We start from the raw sequence: 15,038 nt of genomic DNA on the forward strand, positions 1-15,038 counted from the left end.
TTTGGCCTAAGTTTTCGCAGCGAGTGACCCCTGGCTTTTTGAGAAGATACGGATTATTCATGTTTGCTAACATTCCTGAAACAAAAATGCACTGGATACGTTGGGGATTAGCCATTGGTTGGCTACTGCTCATTTTCTCTATGTTTTACGACCCGATTTCAGCTATTTTAACGGAACCCTATCAATTTTTTGGACCGAAAATGGCGCATAGTTGCTATGAGTTTCAAGGGAAATGTCTGCCTTTAAGTCCCTATCCCTTGGGACCGAGAATTTTTTGGGGTATGATCGTTCCTACAGCTATTATTATTTTAGTTCTCTTTGGTCATGAAGCATGGCGACGCATTTGTCCGTTATCCTTCTTTTCTCAGCTTCCTCGCGCGTTAGGATGGCAGCGCAAACGGTTGGTTAAGGAGAATTCTTGGTTGTCTCGCAACCATCTATACTTGCAATGGGGTTTATTATTTTTAGGGTTAAATGTGCGTTTACTGTTGGTTAATTCCGATCGCCTGTTATTGGGAATTTTCCTCAGTTTTACTATCTTATCAGCCATTATAGTTGGCTTTTTATACGGGGGCAAAAGTTGGTGTCATTATTTTTGTCCTATGGCCCCGGTACAAATGATTTATAGTGAACCCAGTAGTATTCTAACCTCCGAAGCCCATACTGCACCACCCATGTCCATTACTCAGTCTATGTGTCGTAAGGTGGATAGTCAGGGACAGGAAAAAAGTGCTTGTGTTGCTTGTCAGTCTCCTTGTATGGATATTGATGCAGAAAATGGCTATTGGAGTAAAATTAATCAAAGCGATCGCAAATTACTCTATTACGGTTATCTGGGTTTAGCGATTGGGTTTTATGTTTATTTTGGTTTATATTCGGGTAACTGGCAGTTTTTGTCTGGAGGAGTTTGGAACGAAACCAATCAACTTGCAACCCTATTTGCTCCAGGTTTTTATATTTCAGGTCATACTATTCCTATTCCCAAAATTGTAGCAGTTCCTCTAACCTTACTGTTTTTTTCGGGGGCAACTTATGTCATAGGAATGCGGTTAGAAAAAGCTTACAAACGTTACAATAAGCTATTTAAACGACCGCTATCTTTAGAACAAGTTCATCATCGTTTATTTACCCTATTTACCTTTGTTTCTTTTAATTGTTTGTTCTTTTTAGGAGTGCGTCCCACATTAGGATGGATACCATTTAATGGACAAAATATGATAACTTGGGCTGCTATTTTAATGAGTGGGTTATGGTTAGTTAAAGCGTGGAAACGCCGCTATGCACAATATACAAAAGAGCGAGATAGTCATTTATTGCGTCGTCAACTAGGTAAAATGTCTATAGATTGTTCAGCATTTCTCGAAGGCCGTACTTTAGATGACTTAAACGCCGATGAATTGTATGCTTTAGCTAAAGTCTTGCCTGGTTTTACCCATCAATCTCGTTTACAAGTGTATACAGGAACCCTCAAAGAAGCGATCGCTCAACGTCGTGTAAGTTATCAAAGTAGTCTTAAAGTATTTCAAAGTTTACGGCAAGAATTAGGGATTAATGAAAATGAACATTGGAGAAGTTTAGACCAATTGTGTCAAGATTATCCTGAATTATTTGTACCCCATCTCGGACAAATTTCCGATGCAGAATTAACCATTCGTCGTCCTATTAAAGAAACGTTTTCTAATCCTGAGTTAACCATGCAACGACCTTTAGATGTTAAAAATAGTCAAAGTTTGTCTCTTTTAGGAAAAGGGAATGGGAAACATTTGCGGCAAGATTCAAAAGATGCAGAGAAAACGATTCAAAGACCGTTTTCAAAGAAAAAGTAAGAGTTAGGTTCCTTAACATTTTTGCAGGGGGAAACCGCCGTTTCCCCCTACAAAATTTTAAATGTTGAGCTACAGTAGGAGTACTAAAAATTGAGTTACAATGGGGACATACAGCAGTTTTCGACTTAGTGTGGTACAAGAAGCTAAGGCTTGAGGCAGGAGGCAGAAGGCAGGAGGCAGGTGTGAAATGTACTTTAGTAACTCGCAAAGTGCCGTAATTTATACTTAAAATTCTAATAATAGTTAATTAATTTTTATTATGACCAATAATTATCTTATAGAAGAGTTATTTAAGGCTGAAGAAAAACTTTTACTTTTTCAAGCAATTAAAGAAAAAGATTTTCATAAAACTAAAAGGATATTAAGCAAAATAGAGTTTTCTTTAGAAGAGCAAATATGTGATTCTTTTACGCCTCTACAATATGCGGTAATTCGTGGATGTACTGAAATTGTTGCATATTTACTAGAAATTGGTGCATCTGTGGATAATGGAACACAACTCATATTAGAGAGGATTAATAAAGAGAATAAAAAAATTATTTTGCTAGAGTTAATTAAAGCGGGAATTAATGTCAATGAAAAAATTTTAGATGGTGACACAACAATTTTAATCAATGCTGTATGGGAGGGAGATATTGATTTGGTTAAAACTATAGTAGAAGCTGGAGCCGATGTAAATGCTATCTTAGATGATGGGAACTATGCGTTACTTAGTGCTGCGGATTCAGCTTGTCAAGAAATTTTTGATTATCTAGCTCCCTACACTACTTTAGAATTAAGGGAAGAGGCAGATCAAGCTCTTCAGAGAGGGTTAATTTATCGACAACGGTTAAATGATCAATTAACCAAAAATTTTACAGTGGCAGCAGCAATAGGTGACTTACAAGGAGTAATTGATGCTATTACCAATAACGTCAATGTAAATGCTTTTGATTCTGAAGGATTTACTTCTCTATATTTAGCCGCCACGAATCATCATCCATCCATTGTTCATACTCTTTTAGAAGCAGGTGCTAATGTTGAAGTTGGAATAGAAGATGACGGTGAAACTCCATTAATAGGAGCAGCTAGTGATACTTATCTAATTTATCAAAAACCTGGTTATTCAGTAGATAATATAAAAGTTAGACAAATGGAAGTTGTTGAAACATTGATTAAAGCAGATGCTAATGTTAATACTAAAACTACTGAAGGTTGGAATGCTCTTGCCGCAGCAGCTAATGCAAGTAATACTAAAATTGTTAAAATCCTGCTGTCTGCTGGAGCTGATGTCAACACTAAAGATGAATGGGGAGATACGGCTTTAAGTCGTGCTATGAGAATGGGAAATACTAAAATTATTAAACTCCTAATTGAAGCAGGAGCCAAAGAAGATTAATCAATAGAGAAACTTGGAATTTAGAGTATAAGAGTATGGATTTAATTACGAAATTTTTTGATAATAATCCACAGATAAGCTAAAAGAACTTAGTATCATGTTGCTGTAATAAATTTCTCAAAAATAGGTATAACATCGGTAGGAATTTCATGCCCCATTTCTAATTCGTGATACTCAACCTTAGCAGAGATAGATGTAAGTCCATCTCTAGCTTTTTGCGCCATTTGTAGAGGCACAACCATATCATTTGTACCGTGAATAATCAAAATAGGAGGAACAGGAGATGCTATTTTTTGCGGTTGAAACTGTAAATAACCGCTCAAACTACAAATACCCCTCAAGGGTAAATTAATCCCTATATCCAAGGCCATAGCACCCCCTTGAGAAAACCCACTCAAAATGGTGCGAGACAGGGGAATACCAGTATCTTTTTCTAAGGAAAGCAACCAATTTTTTAACAACTGACAGCTTTCTTCTATCCCTTCATATTTTCCGGTTTCTAAAGCGTACCAAGCAAGTCCCCCAGGAACTTCTGGATGAGAAAATGGGGCATTAGGAAACAATAGTTGATAGTCTGGAAGGGTTAATACTGAAGATAAAGGGGCTAAATCTTCCGCATTTGCTCCCCAACCGTGTAACATCACCAAAAGATTTTTAGGCTCGCTATTTTTGGGTTTAATGGAGATGAATTCTAAGGACATAAGTTTGGTTAATAATTAATTCTCAATTCCTTTAAGTTCCCAGTTCCCTCCATCAAATATTTCTAATAATTGTTGATGGTATTGGGTTAAAGTTGGGCGATGTCCCACACTAATATAGGTGGTTCCCATGTTGGAGAGTTCTTGATACAAACTCTCTTCGTTTTTCACATCTAAAGCACTGGTGGCTTCGTCTAGAATAGCATACCTGGGTTTAGTGATTAAAATTCGAGCAAAAGCTACTCGTTGTTGTTCTCCTAATGATAGGACGTTTTCCCAATTTTGTTCTGTATCCAAACCGTTGAACTGCTTCACTAAATGGGGTAAATTAACGGTTTTTAAGACCTTTTCTAAGTGTGCATCAGTAATACTATTTTCTGTACTAGGATACAATAATTGCTCCCTTAATGTTCCTAAAATCATATAAGGTTTTTGAGGCAGAAATAAGACTGCTTTCGCGTCAGGACGATAGATTATTCCCTCCCCCGAATTCCATAATCCTGCGATCGCTCTTAACAAAGAACTTTTTCCAGTTCCACTAGCACCCATAATCAATAGGTTGTTATGATCACGCACATTTAAGGAAACATTTTCGATTAAAATTCTCTCGGAATTAGGAGGTTGTAAGGTAACATTTTCTAAGGTAACATCTGCAGAATCTTGAGTGTGAATAAAGCTAGTTTGTGTCTTTTCTTTTTTGAAAGATAAGGGGTTTAAGGATTCGTAAAATTCTCCTAAACGGTTGATACTAGCGGCAAATTCTGTAATACCTTGAATCTGGTTGGTTACTAAAGAAAGTGCGCTCAATACTTGAGCAAATGCAACACTTGCTTGAGCGATCGCACCAAAGTCTAATTCCCCTTGCAAGTACAGAGGTGCAATAATAATGTAGGGTATCAAACGGGTAAAATAATTGTATCCTAATTGGAATAAAGTAATAATTGATTGCCAAATAATTAACAGATCAAAGTTTCTAATCGCTCCTATTAATCTATCAATAATCTGTTGTCTTTCCAGAGCTTCTCCCTGATAAAAAGCAATAGATTCTGCATTATCTCTTACCCTTACCATTCCATAACGGAAGTTAGCCTCTAACCGTAATTGGTTATAGTTAATCTTTACTAAACGACTGCCTACTATGAGAGCTACTGTTGTTCCAAAAACAGCATAAATAAGCAACCCCCAAGTTAGTTCTTTAGAAATAGTATATAAAATGGCAGAAAAGGATAATAAGGTTAAAAATGAGTCAAGAATATCCAGTAAAAAATCTAAAGTTACAGTAGTAAAAGACTTAATATCTTGAGTAATCCGTTGATCTGGGTTATCAACTTCTGTATTAATAGCATTGGAATCTAATTCGTAATAAGCACGATGACTAAAGTATTTATTCAGGAAGTGTTTTGTTAACCATTCTCTCCACATTAAACCTAGTTTTAGTCTCGTATAACGATAGACAACAATAATAGGTATGGCTGCCACCAAGACTAAACCGTAAACAATCATAAATTGCCAAAAAGTATCGGCATTTTTTTGGGTTAAAGCAGTATCAATGAAACGGAAAGCATAACTTAAGATTACATTTAGAGCGTTAACAACTAAGAGTAGGAATAATAATAAACCTAGTAATGACCATTGTTTCCACTTATCACCTACGTTAGATTTTTGTGAGACAAATATTATTCCACTAATAACAATAACAACTATAGCAATATAGGGAAATGGTGATTTTAAAAAACCATTAATACTGTTTACTAATCCTCCTGCAACTTCCCCAAAAAACTCAGGAAAAATACTATTAGTCAATAAAGTTAAGCCAATGGTTAGAAAGAAGGCTAAACTAACAACAGTAAGAACAACAACTCCGATAAGACCTAAAAATATCCATGTATTTTTAGTAATATATTTAACTTTTGCATTCTCTGCTGTTTCCCTTGACTCTGTGGGGAAAAAATAAGGCTGTGCTGTTTCAATAAAGTGGCGAACTAGCTGACGATTAAATTGAAAACGGGTTTCTGACATTTTAGTGTTCTAACTTAGATTAACTTCATAGACTTTTTAACGGACGGATTAGTTAGGTTAGTCATATAATATCATATAGTTAAATTTAATAATATTAAGCCCCCATTGATTGACCAGTTATAGAAGTTATTGTATGATCCTAGAAGTTACTTAAGAAAATTTAACTTTAACGGTGCGTTTTATTACCCTATATAACCAGGGGTTTTCTTTCTTATACTCTGCGATCGCCCAAACATTTAAACCGATACACAGCGTTGCTAAACCTAATAAGATAAATGTAGGTGCTTGGATCACTCCTACTATCCACCAACTAGCTACATGAAGAGATAAAATAACAGCAAATAACACACCGAAAGTAACCGATATTAACAGTTTTGTTTTGGATGGTTTACTAACAATAAAAATTAGACTGAATAGAGTTGCTAATAAATTTGCAGGAACTAAAAAAGCACAAATATTGAGGCAGTATATCCGAGAAAACTCGGTCATAGAGATGATATCAAACATTAATTTTACCTGAGCTATAATTGATCAAAAAGTTTTTGTATGACTATCATCCTATCATACTCTCGCCTACCACAATGTCGATAATAACTCAATCTATTTCTCAAATTTGTTTATCATCAACATTTTAAATAATTACCATAACTGTTTTTCAATATATTTCTAATTACTTACAAATCAATAAGTTCAGTTGCGTAAAAAAGCTGCATCTACTTCAGGAATAGAAGGATTAATACTAATACCTGAACCTAGTTCAAAACCTGCTGGTGTTGTTAAACGGGGTCTAATTTGGCAATACCAATGTAACTGAGGCTCTTCTGCTTTATAACGAGCGGCAGTATTAATCACATAATTATAATCGGGGTTATTTAGTTTATGATATAAACGACTTAAAATATCTTTTAAAATTGTTGCAAAAGCGGTTTTTTCTTCAGAAGTTATGCTCCCAAAATCTGCTTGATGATTTTTAGGCATAATCCAAACTTCACAGGGAAATTCTGCCGCAAAAGGTACAAAAGCAACAAATAATTCGTTGTCAACAATCACCCTTTTCTTTTCTCTACTTTCAAATTCTAAAATATCACAATAAACACATCTAGCCCAGTGATCAAAATAACGTTGTGCTTCAGCTTCTTGAATACGACGATGACTGGGAACAACGCTAGTGGCGATGATTTGCGAATGAGGATGCTGTAAAGAAGCCCCCGCAGCCTTGCCGTGATTACGAAAGATAATCACCATCATTATTTGTGGATCTTCCATCAATTTTAAATACCGTTGGTGATAGGTTTCAATAATAATTTCAATCTCAGGAACAGATAAAGTGGCAATAGTCTGGTGATGCTGAGGACTTTCAATAACAACTTCGTGATGCCCATAACCTGGCATTGTCATGTAAATGCCTTCTAAGCTGCGTCGAGGATTTTCGTGAAAATTTAGTGCAGGAAACTTATTTTCAACTACTCTAGTTTGCCATATTTCTTGTTGGTTATTTTTAATTTCTAGGATAATTTTTTCCGATTTTTTCTGGTTATTTGGGCAGAAAGGACAATTTTCTGGTAAGCTTTTTTCTAAAGAATTATCTTGAGTTGCCTGTTGAAAATCTTGGGGTCTTTTACGACGACTGGGAGCATAAATAACCCATTCTCCTGTAGCTTTGTTAAGGCGAATTTGTCCGCTTTCCATAAGGCATTATAATGAAAACTAATAAACTGTAGCTATTTACACCATCATAGGGGATGATTACCAAAGGAAATGTTAGTTGTGATTCATTTGTTAAAAATAGAAACAATTGCCAAAATTATATATAAACTAGGGACAGAATAAGTAACGAGTATCAAAATAACATTTCTAAATTGGTTATGACCTATACAACACAGCAATTGATTAAGATTCTCGATCAAGAATTAAAGGCTACTTGGAGAGGAGAAAGGGTAATTTTATCTGGTCACGATCGCATTAATAATCCCGTGATTGCTAAAGCCTTAAATACAAATAAAATCAATCAGGTCTTTGCTTACCAAGATTTTCGTCGTCAAATTCATAAATATCAAATACAACATCGGGTGTCTGGACTGATTTGGCGAACTTGTACTTATCAAGATCGCTCTATTAGGTATCCAGAATTACATAATCAACTGATTGCCGTACCAGGGGACAAAGAGACACTAATTAAACACAAAGAATCTGTTATCAACTTTTGGTGGGAAATGACCCAAGGTATGAAATTTTGGTTATCGGCCCATCGTCGTCGTCCTATTTCTTCTGATTCTATTGAAGAGTTCATTAGTGACGTAGAGTGGGCAGAAATTGATGCCGCTAGAACCGAATTATACTTGGGTTTATGTTGGGGAAATCCTCAAGAATATCAGTATCAGTGGGCTAAACCAGACTCTGGTTGTCATCGTATCATTGCTGCAGTAGGTCAACCCAGTTCCATAAAAGTTTAGTTTAGTTACTGCTAAAAAAATTCGTAACAAAAGACTCAACCCCGAACTCCCAACTCCTAACACCGAACTTAGGTTAGTAGCATTGGGTCTTGTTTTTCTGCCTCCAAGTAATAAAGGTTATAATATGTTGTGTTATTAAGCTTGTCCAGCTAACTGTTTCCATCATCCCTGTCATGACAGAATCTATGGCAACTATTCAATGTTCTAACCGTGAATGCCAAACCATCAATTCCTCAGAAAGGCTAGTATGTGAGAAGTGTGGAACCCCCCTACTTAAGAGATATTTGCGACCATTAGGAAACTGGATAGATTCCTTAGAAATTGGGCAGTTAGTAGACGAACGGTATTTGTTAATAAACTCAGCAGTTGTCTTAGATACGAAACCTGGAATTCCGCCGAAGTTTGGGGAAGAAATGCCCGATAAAATTAGAAAGTATTTAAGACTATTTCCTTATCGTCTTCATTTACCCCAAATCTACAGTTATTACACTATCGTCAAAAAAGAACAAGGAGAATCAACACAAGACCAAGTTCTTCAAGTTGGTCTCCTGGAGTATGGAACCATCCCCCTCGATGAATCTGGTGAACCTCGTCATCCTGAACTATTACCCAAACTGACAGAACTTTGGCCCCAAGAGAAAGATAATCCTTTACGACAGTTAAACTGGTTATGGCAAATCGCGAAACTCTGGCAACCCCTCGAAGGACAGCGAATGGTATCCAGTCTTCTGGATCTCTCCTTGATAGGAGTCAATGCAGGGATGGTTCAGTTATTAGACTTTCATCAAGACGAACATAACTTTCACAATGTCAAAGAATTAGGACAAGTTTGGTTACCCCTACTAGAAGGAACTTCCCCTCTGATTGTTGATTATCTGCGATCGCTATGGGATTATCTACAACGAGGCAAAATTCCTCACTCTGAATCTCTTTTAGCCTGTTTTGAACCTGCTTTAAAGGAGTGTGGACAATGGTACGAGAAAAAATACCAAGTTTTTGCCCTAACCGATGCTGGTCCAACCAGGGATCACAATGAAGATGCTTGTTATCCTACCCCTGGAGAATTGAAACAACCATCCGAGGATGAACCCAACTTTACCATTGTTTGTGATGGAGTCGGGGGACAAGATGCAGGGGAAATTGCCTCTCGGTTAGCGATCGATACCCTCGCTTCAGAAATTCCCAAACTTCCTATATACAGCGAAGTTCGTGACAGTCAACAGGGTTTAGAAGACCTAACAGAAGTGATCAAACTTAGCAATAATTGTATTAGTGAACGCAACGATGCAGAGAATCGTCAGGATAGACAACGCATGGGAACTACTTTGGTTCTCAGTTTAATCCATGATTGTCAGATTTATCTCGCCAGTGTAGGGGATTCTCGTATCTACCGTATTACCAGCGATAGTTGTCATCAAGTAACCACCGACGACGATTTAGCCTCACGGGAAGTCCGTCTAGGGTATTCATTCTATCGAGATGCTATCAAATATCCTAATTCTGGGGCTTTAGTACAAGCATTGGGTATGAGTAATGCCAATTCTCTCTATCCTAATGTTAGCCGTTTAATTCTAGATGATGATTGTGTCTTCTTGTTATGTTCCGATGGTTTAAGCGATTACGATCGAGTGGATCAATACTGGAATCTGAACATTACTCCCATTTTAGATCAGAAAAAAGATCTGTCCGATGCGGGAACAGAATTACTTCGTCTTGCTAATAAAAAAAATGGTCACGATAATGTGACAATTTCTCTTTTATATTGTCAGATTGCTTTATCCTCTGCTGAATCAACTCCCCTATCTATCGACTCCCTCGAATCATCTTTTCAAAGTACCAAAGAAGAAATTAGCCCTATCACAGATACCCCTGATGATCTTGTCTCAGACTTGCAACCAACCGAACCACCTACCTCAACAGAAGAAACACCAGTGGTTAGGAAAAAAAATATGTTCATCTTCAGCATTTTGGGTATCTCAATCTTGGTTATTGGTATTGGAATTTATGTTGTCTGGAAACTGTTACAACCCCCGTTTGAGCCGATTCCTACTCCTAGTCCTACTCCTTCCCTCGCTCCACCTTCTTCTCCCTAGTCTTCTGTTTTTTTAAAAGGGAAGCGCGGTAGGGATATGTCAGACAGAAAGCAGTACCCGAGAATTACTCTTTTTTGAGGGGGAATCCCCTGATTGATCAAATGGGCTTGAAGGATTGTTTGGCCTAAAATTACTGGAAAGAATCGGTTTAACTAACTGAAGATCAAGCATTGCTGGATAGTTTTGGAGAATTTGACAACAGTTTTTGATAAAAGTTTTCAGCCAAAGTTGTAACCATTGTAGTTGTTCTGCATTTAAAACAGTTTCTAATTCACCCTTAAAAATAATTTCTGCGGATTCTATCATCTCAAAATGCTCCAACCAATCAAATGCAGGTCGAGAAGACTCCCAGTATTTTTCGGTCATAGTTTTTCCTAAATAACGACGACTAACTGTTGTAAGATGATTGAAAGCCTCTAAAAATTGCTCAATATTAATGGTTGGGATATTTATTTGTTGTTGGGGGTTAATTTCTAATACTTCTTGAGGCTGGATATAAATCCTTTTGCTATTATCCCCAAGGTTCATGAAAGCACTTTCTGGGTTAAACGAATAATCAAATCTAGTTTTCTCATCATAAGAAGCATCCCTTAATTTTGCTCCACTTAACTTTACTCCATTAAGATATGCGCCATTAAATCTTGCTTCTTTAAAGTTAGTTTTAGTTAAATATGCACCTGTTAAATAAGCTTTACTAAAATTTGTTTGATAACAATTTGCTTTGATTAAATAAACTTTAATTAAAGAAGCACCTTCTAAATTAGCTCCTGTTAAATTGACTCCTGTTAAATCCGCTTCGTTAAGATAAGCTTCTCGTAGATCTGCACCAGTAAAGTCCACGTCTCTTAAATTGGCATAACTAAGATCAACTCCTCGAAAATCCGTATAACTAAGATTTAGTCCTCTTAAATCTCCACGGCGTAGTTGTAATCCCTGAAAATTTCTTTGACCCTCCTCATATTTTTGGTTTAGATCGATCGCTTCTTGACTTTGAAACATTATTTCTCCTGAGCTTGGACCGGTTATGTCCAGTTTATCTCGACTAAAATTGAATATAAAAAATGTTATTAAAATTTACCGAAAAGTGGTATTTATCAGAAAGATGTGTCAGTTTTTTGCAAAAAAGTCAGGGATTTTACTGAATAAATATTTAACTCAAAACTATCGGTAGAGTGTTTATTAAAGGTTAGGGAATTAATTTTATTATTCAAAACCATGAAAAACTAGTCAAGTCTCAAAATCACTCGAATTTAGTGAGAAGTATCACTAGAATTGAGTAATATAAGCTGAGAAAACCAATCTGACAACTAGACATAATATCTACTCTAATTATGACGATTAAGCTCTTTCAGCATTTTTGTTGGCCCGATATCCGAGAGCTTATAACCATCAGGATAACTTCTCAACTTACTATCTGTATAAAAATCTGATTGTGTTCTAGGTAAAAGCAATCTTGAAAAATAACCACGCCATTTTAGACTGTTTTCTACTAAGTTACTCACAAAAGTTGTCGGTTTCGACCAGCCAAAAGCCCTTAGTGTTAGGTCATCAAAAATCCCATAGACACAAGGTTCCAACATTTGACGAGTAAAAGAAGGAAACCAACTGAGAAATAAATTGATTGTTGATTCTCCTACGCGACGATTGCTATCAGAATAAACAAAATTGTGCTGTTCATAATTGCGATTATATTGAGCAAACTTTTCATAAGTAGAAGGAATATTTTTAATGTTCATTTTCTCTCCCACTTTCTGCCAAAAATAAAAGATAGCTAATTTTTCTGTTTCACAAAACAACCGCCAGCCAAACCGTTCATTCCACCGAATAGGTTCATAGATAAAAGTAGAAAGTACATAAAGAAAATCTTCATTACTAATGGGGTAATGTTGGTGAATAGCATTCATTCGACGAATAGACTCTTTTCCCCGTTCGCTGTCATAACCCCATTTGATTATTTCAGCTACCAGTAAACCTGTGTCATCGTAGCGTTTTTGAGTATGATGATGAAATTCACCTGTACGGTCAAGTATTTGGGAAATGCTAGGGATACAATAAGTTTTGACCATAGCTAGTTCCAAAGAACGGGTAATATCCCAAGGGAATTCGTAACCAGCTAATAAATGACAAATCTGGCAATGGTCATTAACTGGATTTAATTGTTGGATTTGTTGAAGACGATGATAACGTAGATTAAACCAAGACATAAAACCATTAACTCTGAGCTTTTAATATTGTACAGTCACAGTATTTAATTATTCGAGGTACGATTATATGACTTCTGATGAGAAATCCCAATTAATTGCCATTAATGATACTTTTTATCGTTCCTTTGAGAAACGAGATCTGAAAATAATTAGTCAAGTATGGTGGCAAGGTTCAAGCTGTACCTGTATTCATCCTGGGGGTAATGTTCTTAAAGGATGGGACATGATTCGTCAATCCTGGGAAACTATCTTTAAAAATACCGATTATTTAGAAATTGACACAGAAATTATTAATGTTGATATTGGTCAAGAAATTGCTTATGTTCTCCTCATTGAAAGAGTAACACAAATTAATGGAGGGAAAAGATTAAAAGCAGAATCAATGGCCACTAATAATTTTAGAAAGATGGCACAAAAATGGTACTTAGTTCATCATCACGGTAGTCCCATCATACGAAGATAAAATTATAATAGTTTAGTTTCTATTTTTTAACCAATCATCAATAGAAAATCGGTTAAAGTTGACCCCTGCTAAAAGTATGAATAGAATAATATTATAAATTAACTGGCTACTTGCTCCATCCCAATTTTGGATCATAGTAACACCATACATAAGAATTATCATAAGAATAAAACAAGCGATTAACGCACTTCTGGTTAAAAATCCTACGGTGATTAATGCCCCAACAATTAACTCAACAGGAGGCACTAAGGCGGCATTAATTCTTACTAAAAATTCCGGGATTCCCGAAGATTGCATAGTATTAACCATCGCATTAATAAAACTAGGCACATCAAAAATTCTTGTAAATCCGTGGTTAAAATAATTAATCCCTACTACGATTCTTAATAAGGTATAAGCTGCCACAATATCTTTAGTCCTTAAACTAACTTGAGGCTGATTTTTAATGGTTGGTTTACTGTTAATGCTCATTTTACTTGTCGTCTTGATTAATAAGTTTAATAGTTCATAATGTTGAGATAAGTTTATCCAATTTCTAAACTGGTTACTCCAAAAATATTATTCCAATTTAGTAATGGTGGTTGATGAGTATACATTCTCACACATTCAAAAATTAACTCCATTTGATAAGATGTAACTAATGAAATGGCTTCTCTATTAAGATCAGGAACGTCAATATAGATATTATTATTGTTAGCATAAGTTGATAAAGATAGTAATAATTTCTCTGCTATTGTTTTGTTTTCGCAAAATAAGGGAGCAATTTTAAATCCTTCGACTAGTTTTCTAATGACTCCATAGCCAACAATTTTATCTTCTTCTATAACAGCATACCCTTGACTATTTGATTGCTTAATCCAAGGTTCAAGGAACTGCGATCGCAACCCAGGAAAATACTGACTATCATAATCACAGAGTTGGTTAAAATCAACTTCATTAATATTAACAACGTCGTCAGATATTTGCCCTTGAATAATTCCTTTATAACGTAAATGTAGATTATCTGATTTAAAACCCCATTTCTGATAATTATGAACTTGCTGGAAAACTGCATCTAATGCGGCTGGTTGATTTGCAATTAATTTAAAAGCTTCTTGAAATGTTTTTAAACCATATCCTTGATGACGGAATTCTGGCTTAACAATATATATGCCAATAAAGTTAAAATTTTTATTATATCTAACAACAGCAATACAACTGATAGGATTACCGTTTAATTTACCTATTAAAAATCCCTTCTTATCTGTGACATAATAATTATAAGCATCATTAATTCCCGGATTCCACCCTTCTGCTTCTGCCCAAGATAATGCTAGTTTAACTTCATCTATGGTCATAGGAGAAACAATAAAGTCTTGATTGGTATTTGTCAATTCATTCCCTAATTGATTCATTTTTTAGCTCATTAACTTGCTGATTCTATAACTGGTAACGGACATAACTAACTTTCAATGATGGTTACTGTAACATCATCCCGTAATCCCTCTCCCCCCTTAATAACAATAGATTGTCCTTTCCTCAGTTGGGGATGACTGACAATCATGTTTTCTCCAAGATCCTCGACTAATTTTACTTCTAATTGTTCTGCTTGATTATTATTAACTGTAAACAATAACCATTGCTCTCCTCTTCGGGTTAGAGCATCTCGGGGAACTGTAAAGGTGTTAGCATCTATATCTGGGAGAATTAAATCTGCTTGAATTGCCATCCCTGGTAACAATTTTTCGGGAGGATTATTAAGCGTAACTCTAACCAGTTGTCGACGGGAATTAGTATTCGCAGCTGGTGCAACTGCGGTAATTTGTGTTGGTTTACTCCAGTTAGGTAAAGCCCTGGCAAATAAATTCACCTGCTGGCGTGGGGACACGAATACCTGAAAGCCTTACCAGATGACGAAAAGAGCC

General features: G+C 35.9%; 13 protein-coding genes and 1 pseudogene. 5 read left to right on the plus strand and 9 right to left on the minus strand.

Going from position 1 to position 15,038, the window contains the following annotated elements:
* Both P9B04_RS02415 and P9B04_RS02420 read left to right on the plus strand, forming a co-directional pair.
* Positions 1–1,826 (plus strand): annotated as a pseudogene (locus P9B04_RS02415) (cyclic nucleotide-binding domain-containing protein); the annotation flags it as partial.
* A 259-nt stretch (positions 1,827–2,085) separates the two neighbouring features.
* A complete protein-coding gene (locus tag P9B04_RS02420; protein ID WP_342053404.1) occupies positions 2,086–3,204 on the plus strand; it encodes an ankyrin repeat domain-containing protein in 1,119 nt (372 codons plus the stop codon).
* A 95-nt stretch (positions 3,205–3,299) separates the two neighbouring features.
* Here the strand turns inward: P9B04_RS02420 and P9B04_RS02425 are convergent, their stop codons facing one another.
* From P9B04_RS02425 to galT, 4 genes are all read right to left on the minus strand, one after another.
* Entirely contained in the window at positions 3,300–3,905 is a 606-nt protein-coding gene (locus tag P9B04_RS02425) for an alpha/beta hydrolase (RefSeq protein ID WP_342053405.1), read from the minus strand.
* 15 nt (positions 3,906–3,920) lie between these two features.
* Entirely contained in the window at positions 3,921–5,921 is a 2,001-nt protein-coding gene (locus P9B04_RS02430; RefSeq protein ID WP_342053406.1) for an ABC transporter ATP-binding protein/permease, read from the minus strand.
* Positions 5,922–6,071: 150 nt separating this feature from the next.
* Positions 6,072–6,428, minus strand: a complete 357-nt coding sequence (locus tag P9B04_RS02435) for a hypothetical protein (protein ID WP_342053407.1) — start codon at positions 6,426–6,428, stop codon at positions 6,072–6,074.
* A gap of 183 nt (positions 6,429–6,611) precedes the next feature.
* Positions 6,612–7,610, minus strand: coding sequence for a galactose-1-phosphate uridylyltransferase (gene galT, locus P9B04_RS02440; protein ID WP_342053408.1), 999 nt, complete (start codon positions 7,608–7,610; stop codon positions 6,612–6,614).
* 176 nt (positions 7,611–7,786) lie between these two features.
* Here galT and P9B04_RS02445 point away from each other — a divergent pair, with 176 nt between their 5' ends.
* Together P9B04_RS02445 and P9B04_RS02450 are read left to right on the plus strand one after the other, a co-directional pair.
* Complete coding sequence (locus tag P9B04_RS02445; RefSeq protein WP_342053409.1) at positions 7,787–8,374, plus strand: hypothetical protein; 588 nt, start codon at positions 7,787–7,789, stop codon at positions 8,372–8,374.
* A gap of 185 nt (positions 8,375–8,559) precedes the next feature.
* Positions 8,560–10,467 (plus strand): PP2C family protein-serine/threonine phosphatase, encoded by a 1,908-nt coding sequence (locus tag P9B04_RS02450; RefSeq protein WP_342053410.1) that lies wholly within the window; start codon positions 8,560–8,562, stop codon positions 10,465–10,467.
* 39 nt (positions 10,468–10,506) lie between these two features.
* Here the strand turns inward: P9B04_RS02450 and P9B04_RS02455 are convergent, their stop codons facing one another.
* Positions 10,507–11,466, minus strand: coding sequence for a pentapeptide repeat-containing protein (locus P9B04_RS02455; RefSeq protein ID WP_342053411.1), 960 nt, complete (start codon positions 11,464–11,466; stop codon positions 10,507–10,509).
* Between the two features lie 326 nt (positions 11,467–11,792).
* Positions 11,793–12,671, minus strand: a complete 879-nt coding sequence (locus P9B04_RS02460) for an oxygenase MpaB family protein (RefSeq protein ID WP_342053412.1) — start codon at positions 12,669–12,671, stop codon at positions 11,793–11,795.
* Positions 12,672–12,738: 67 nt separating this feature from the next.
* Between P9B04_RS02460 and P9B04_RS02465 the strand changes: the two genes are divergently transcribed.
* Positions 12,739–13,134, plus strand: coding sequence for a nuclear transport factor 2 family protein (locus tag P9B04_RS02465; RefSeq protein WP_342053413.1), 396 nt, complete (start codon positions 12,739–12,741; stop codon positions 13,132–13,134).
* A 12-nt stretch (positions 13,135–13,146) separates the two neighbouring features.
* Here P9B04_RS02465 and P9B04_RS02470 read toward each other — a convergent pair whose 3' ends face one another.
* Genes P9B04_RS02470 through P9B04_RS02480 form a run of 3 tightly spaced genes read right to left on the minus strand, consistent with a single transcriptional unit; the run spans position 13,147 to position 15,001 of the window.
* Complete coding sequence (locus P9B04_RS02470; RefSeq protein WP_342053414.1) at positions 13,147–13,605, minus strand: DoxX family protein; 459 nt, start codon at positions 13,603–13,605, stop codon at positions 13,147–13,149.
* Between the two features lie 53 nt (positions 13,606–13,658).
* Complete coding sequence (locus tag P9B04_RS02475; RefSeq protein WP_342053415.1) at positions 13,659–14,528, minus strand: GNAT family N-acetyltransferase; 870 nt, start codon at positions 14,526–14,528, stop codon at positions 13,659–13,661.
* Positions 14,529–14,575: 47 nt separating this feature from the next.
* Positions 14,576–15,001: an efflux RND transporter periplasmic adaptor subunit gene (locus P9B04_RS02480; RefSeq protein ID WP_342053416.1), complete on the minus strand. Its 426-nt coding sequence runs from the start codon at positions 14,999–15,001 to the stop codon at positions 14,576–14,578.
* Between the last annotated feature and the right edge of the window lie 37 nt (positions 15,002–15,038).

Source organism: Crocosphaera sp. Alani8 (genome assembly GCF_038442745.1).
Taxonomy (GTDB): Bacteria; Cyanobacteriota; Cyanobacteriia; order Cyanobacteriales; family Microcystaceae; genus Crocosphaera.

What these genes read in the sequence shown, in the direction of transcription:
- galT (WP_342053408.1), bottom strand. Translation starts at nt 7,610, where the DNA reads ATGGAAAGCGGACAAATTCGCCTTAACAAAGCTACAGGAGAATGGGTT.
- P9B04_RS02445 (WP_342053409.1), top strand. Translation starts at nt 7,787, where the DNA reads ATGACCTATACAACACAGCAATTGATTAAGATTCTCGATCAAGAATTA.
- P9B04_RS02435 (WP_342053407.1), bottom strand. Translation starts at nt 6,428, where the DNA reads ATGTTTGATATCATCTCTATGACCGAGTTTTCTCGGATATACTGCCTC.
- P9B04_RS02450 (WP_342053410.1), top strand. Translation starts at nt 8,560, where the DNA reads ATGGCAACTATTCAATGTTCTAACCGTGAATGCCAAACCATCAATTCC.
- P9B04_RS02430 (WP_342053406.1), bottom strand. Translation starts at nt 5,921, where the DNA reads ATGTCAGAAACCCGTTTTCAATTTAATCGTCAGCTAGTTCGCCACTTT.
- P9B04_RS02420 (WP_342053404.1), top strand. Translation starts at nt 2,086, where the DNA reads ATGACCAATAATTATCTTATAGAAGAGTTATTTAAGGCTGAAGAAAAA.
- P9B04_RS02465 (WP_342053413.1), top strand. Translation starts at nt 12,739, where the DNA reads ATGACTTCTGATGAGAAATCCCAATTAATTGCCATTAATGATACTTTT.
- P9B04_RS02460 (WP_342053412.1), bottom strand. Translation starts at nt 12,671, where the DNA reads ATGTCTTGGTTTAATCTACGTTATCATCGTCTTCAACAAATCCAACAA.
- P9B04_RS02475 (WP_342053415.1), bottom strand. Translation starts at nt 14,528, where the DNA reads ATGAATCAATTAGGGAATGAATTGACAAATACCAATCAAGACTTTATT.
- P9B04_RS02470 (WP_342053414.1), bottom strand. Translation starts at nt 13,605, where the DNA reads ATGAGCATTAACAGTAAACCAACCATTAAAAATCAGCCTCAAGTTAGT.
- P9B04_RS02455 (WP_342053411.1), bottom strand. Translation starts at nt 11,466, where the DNA reads ATGTTTCAAAGTCAAGAAGCGATCGATCTAAACCAAAAATATGAGGAG.
- P9B04_RS02425 (WP_342053405.1), bottom strand. Translation starts at nt 3,905, where the DNA reads ATGTCCTTAGAATTCATCTCCATTAAACCCAAAAATAGCGAGCCTAAA.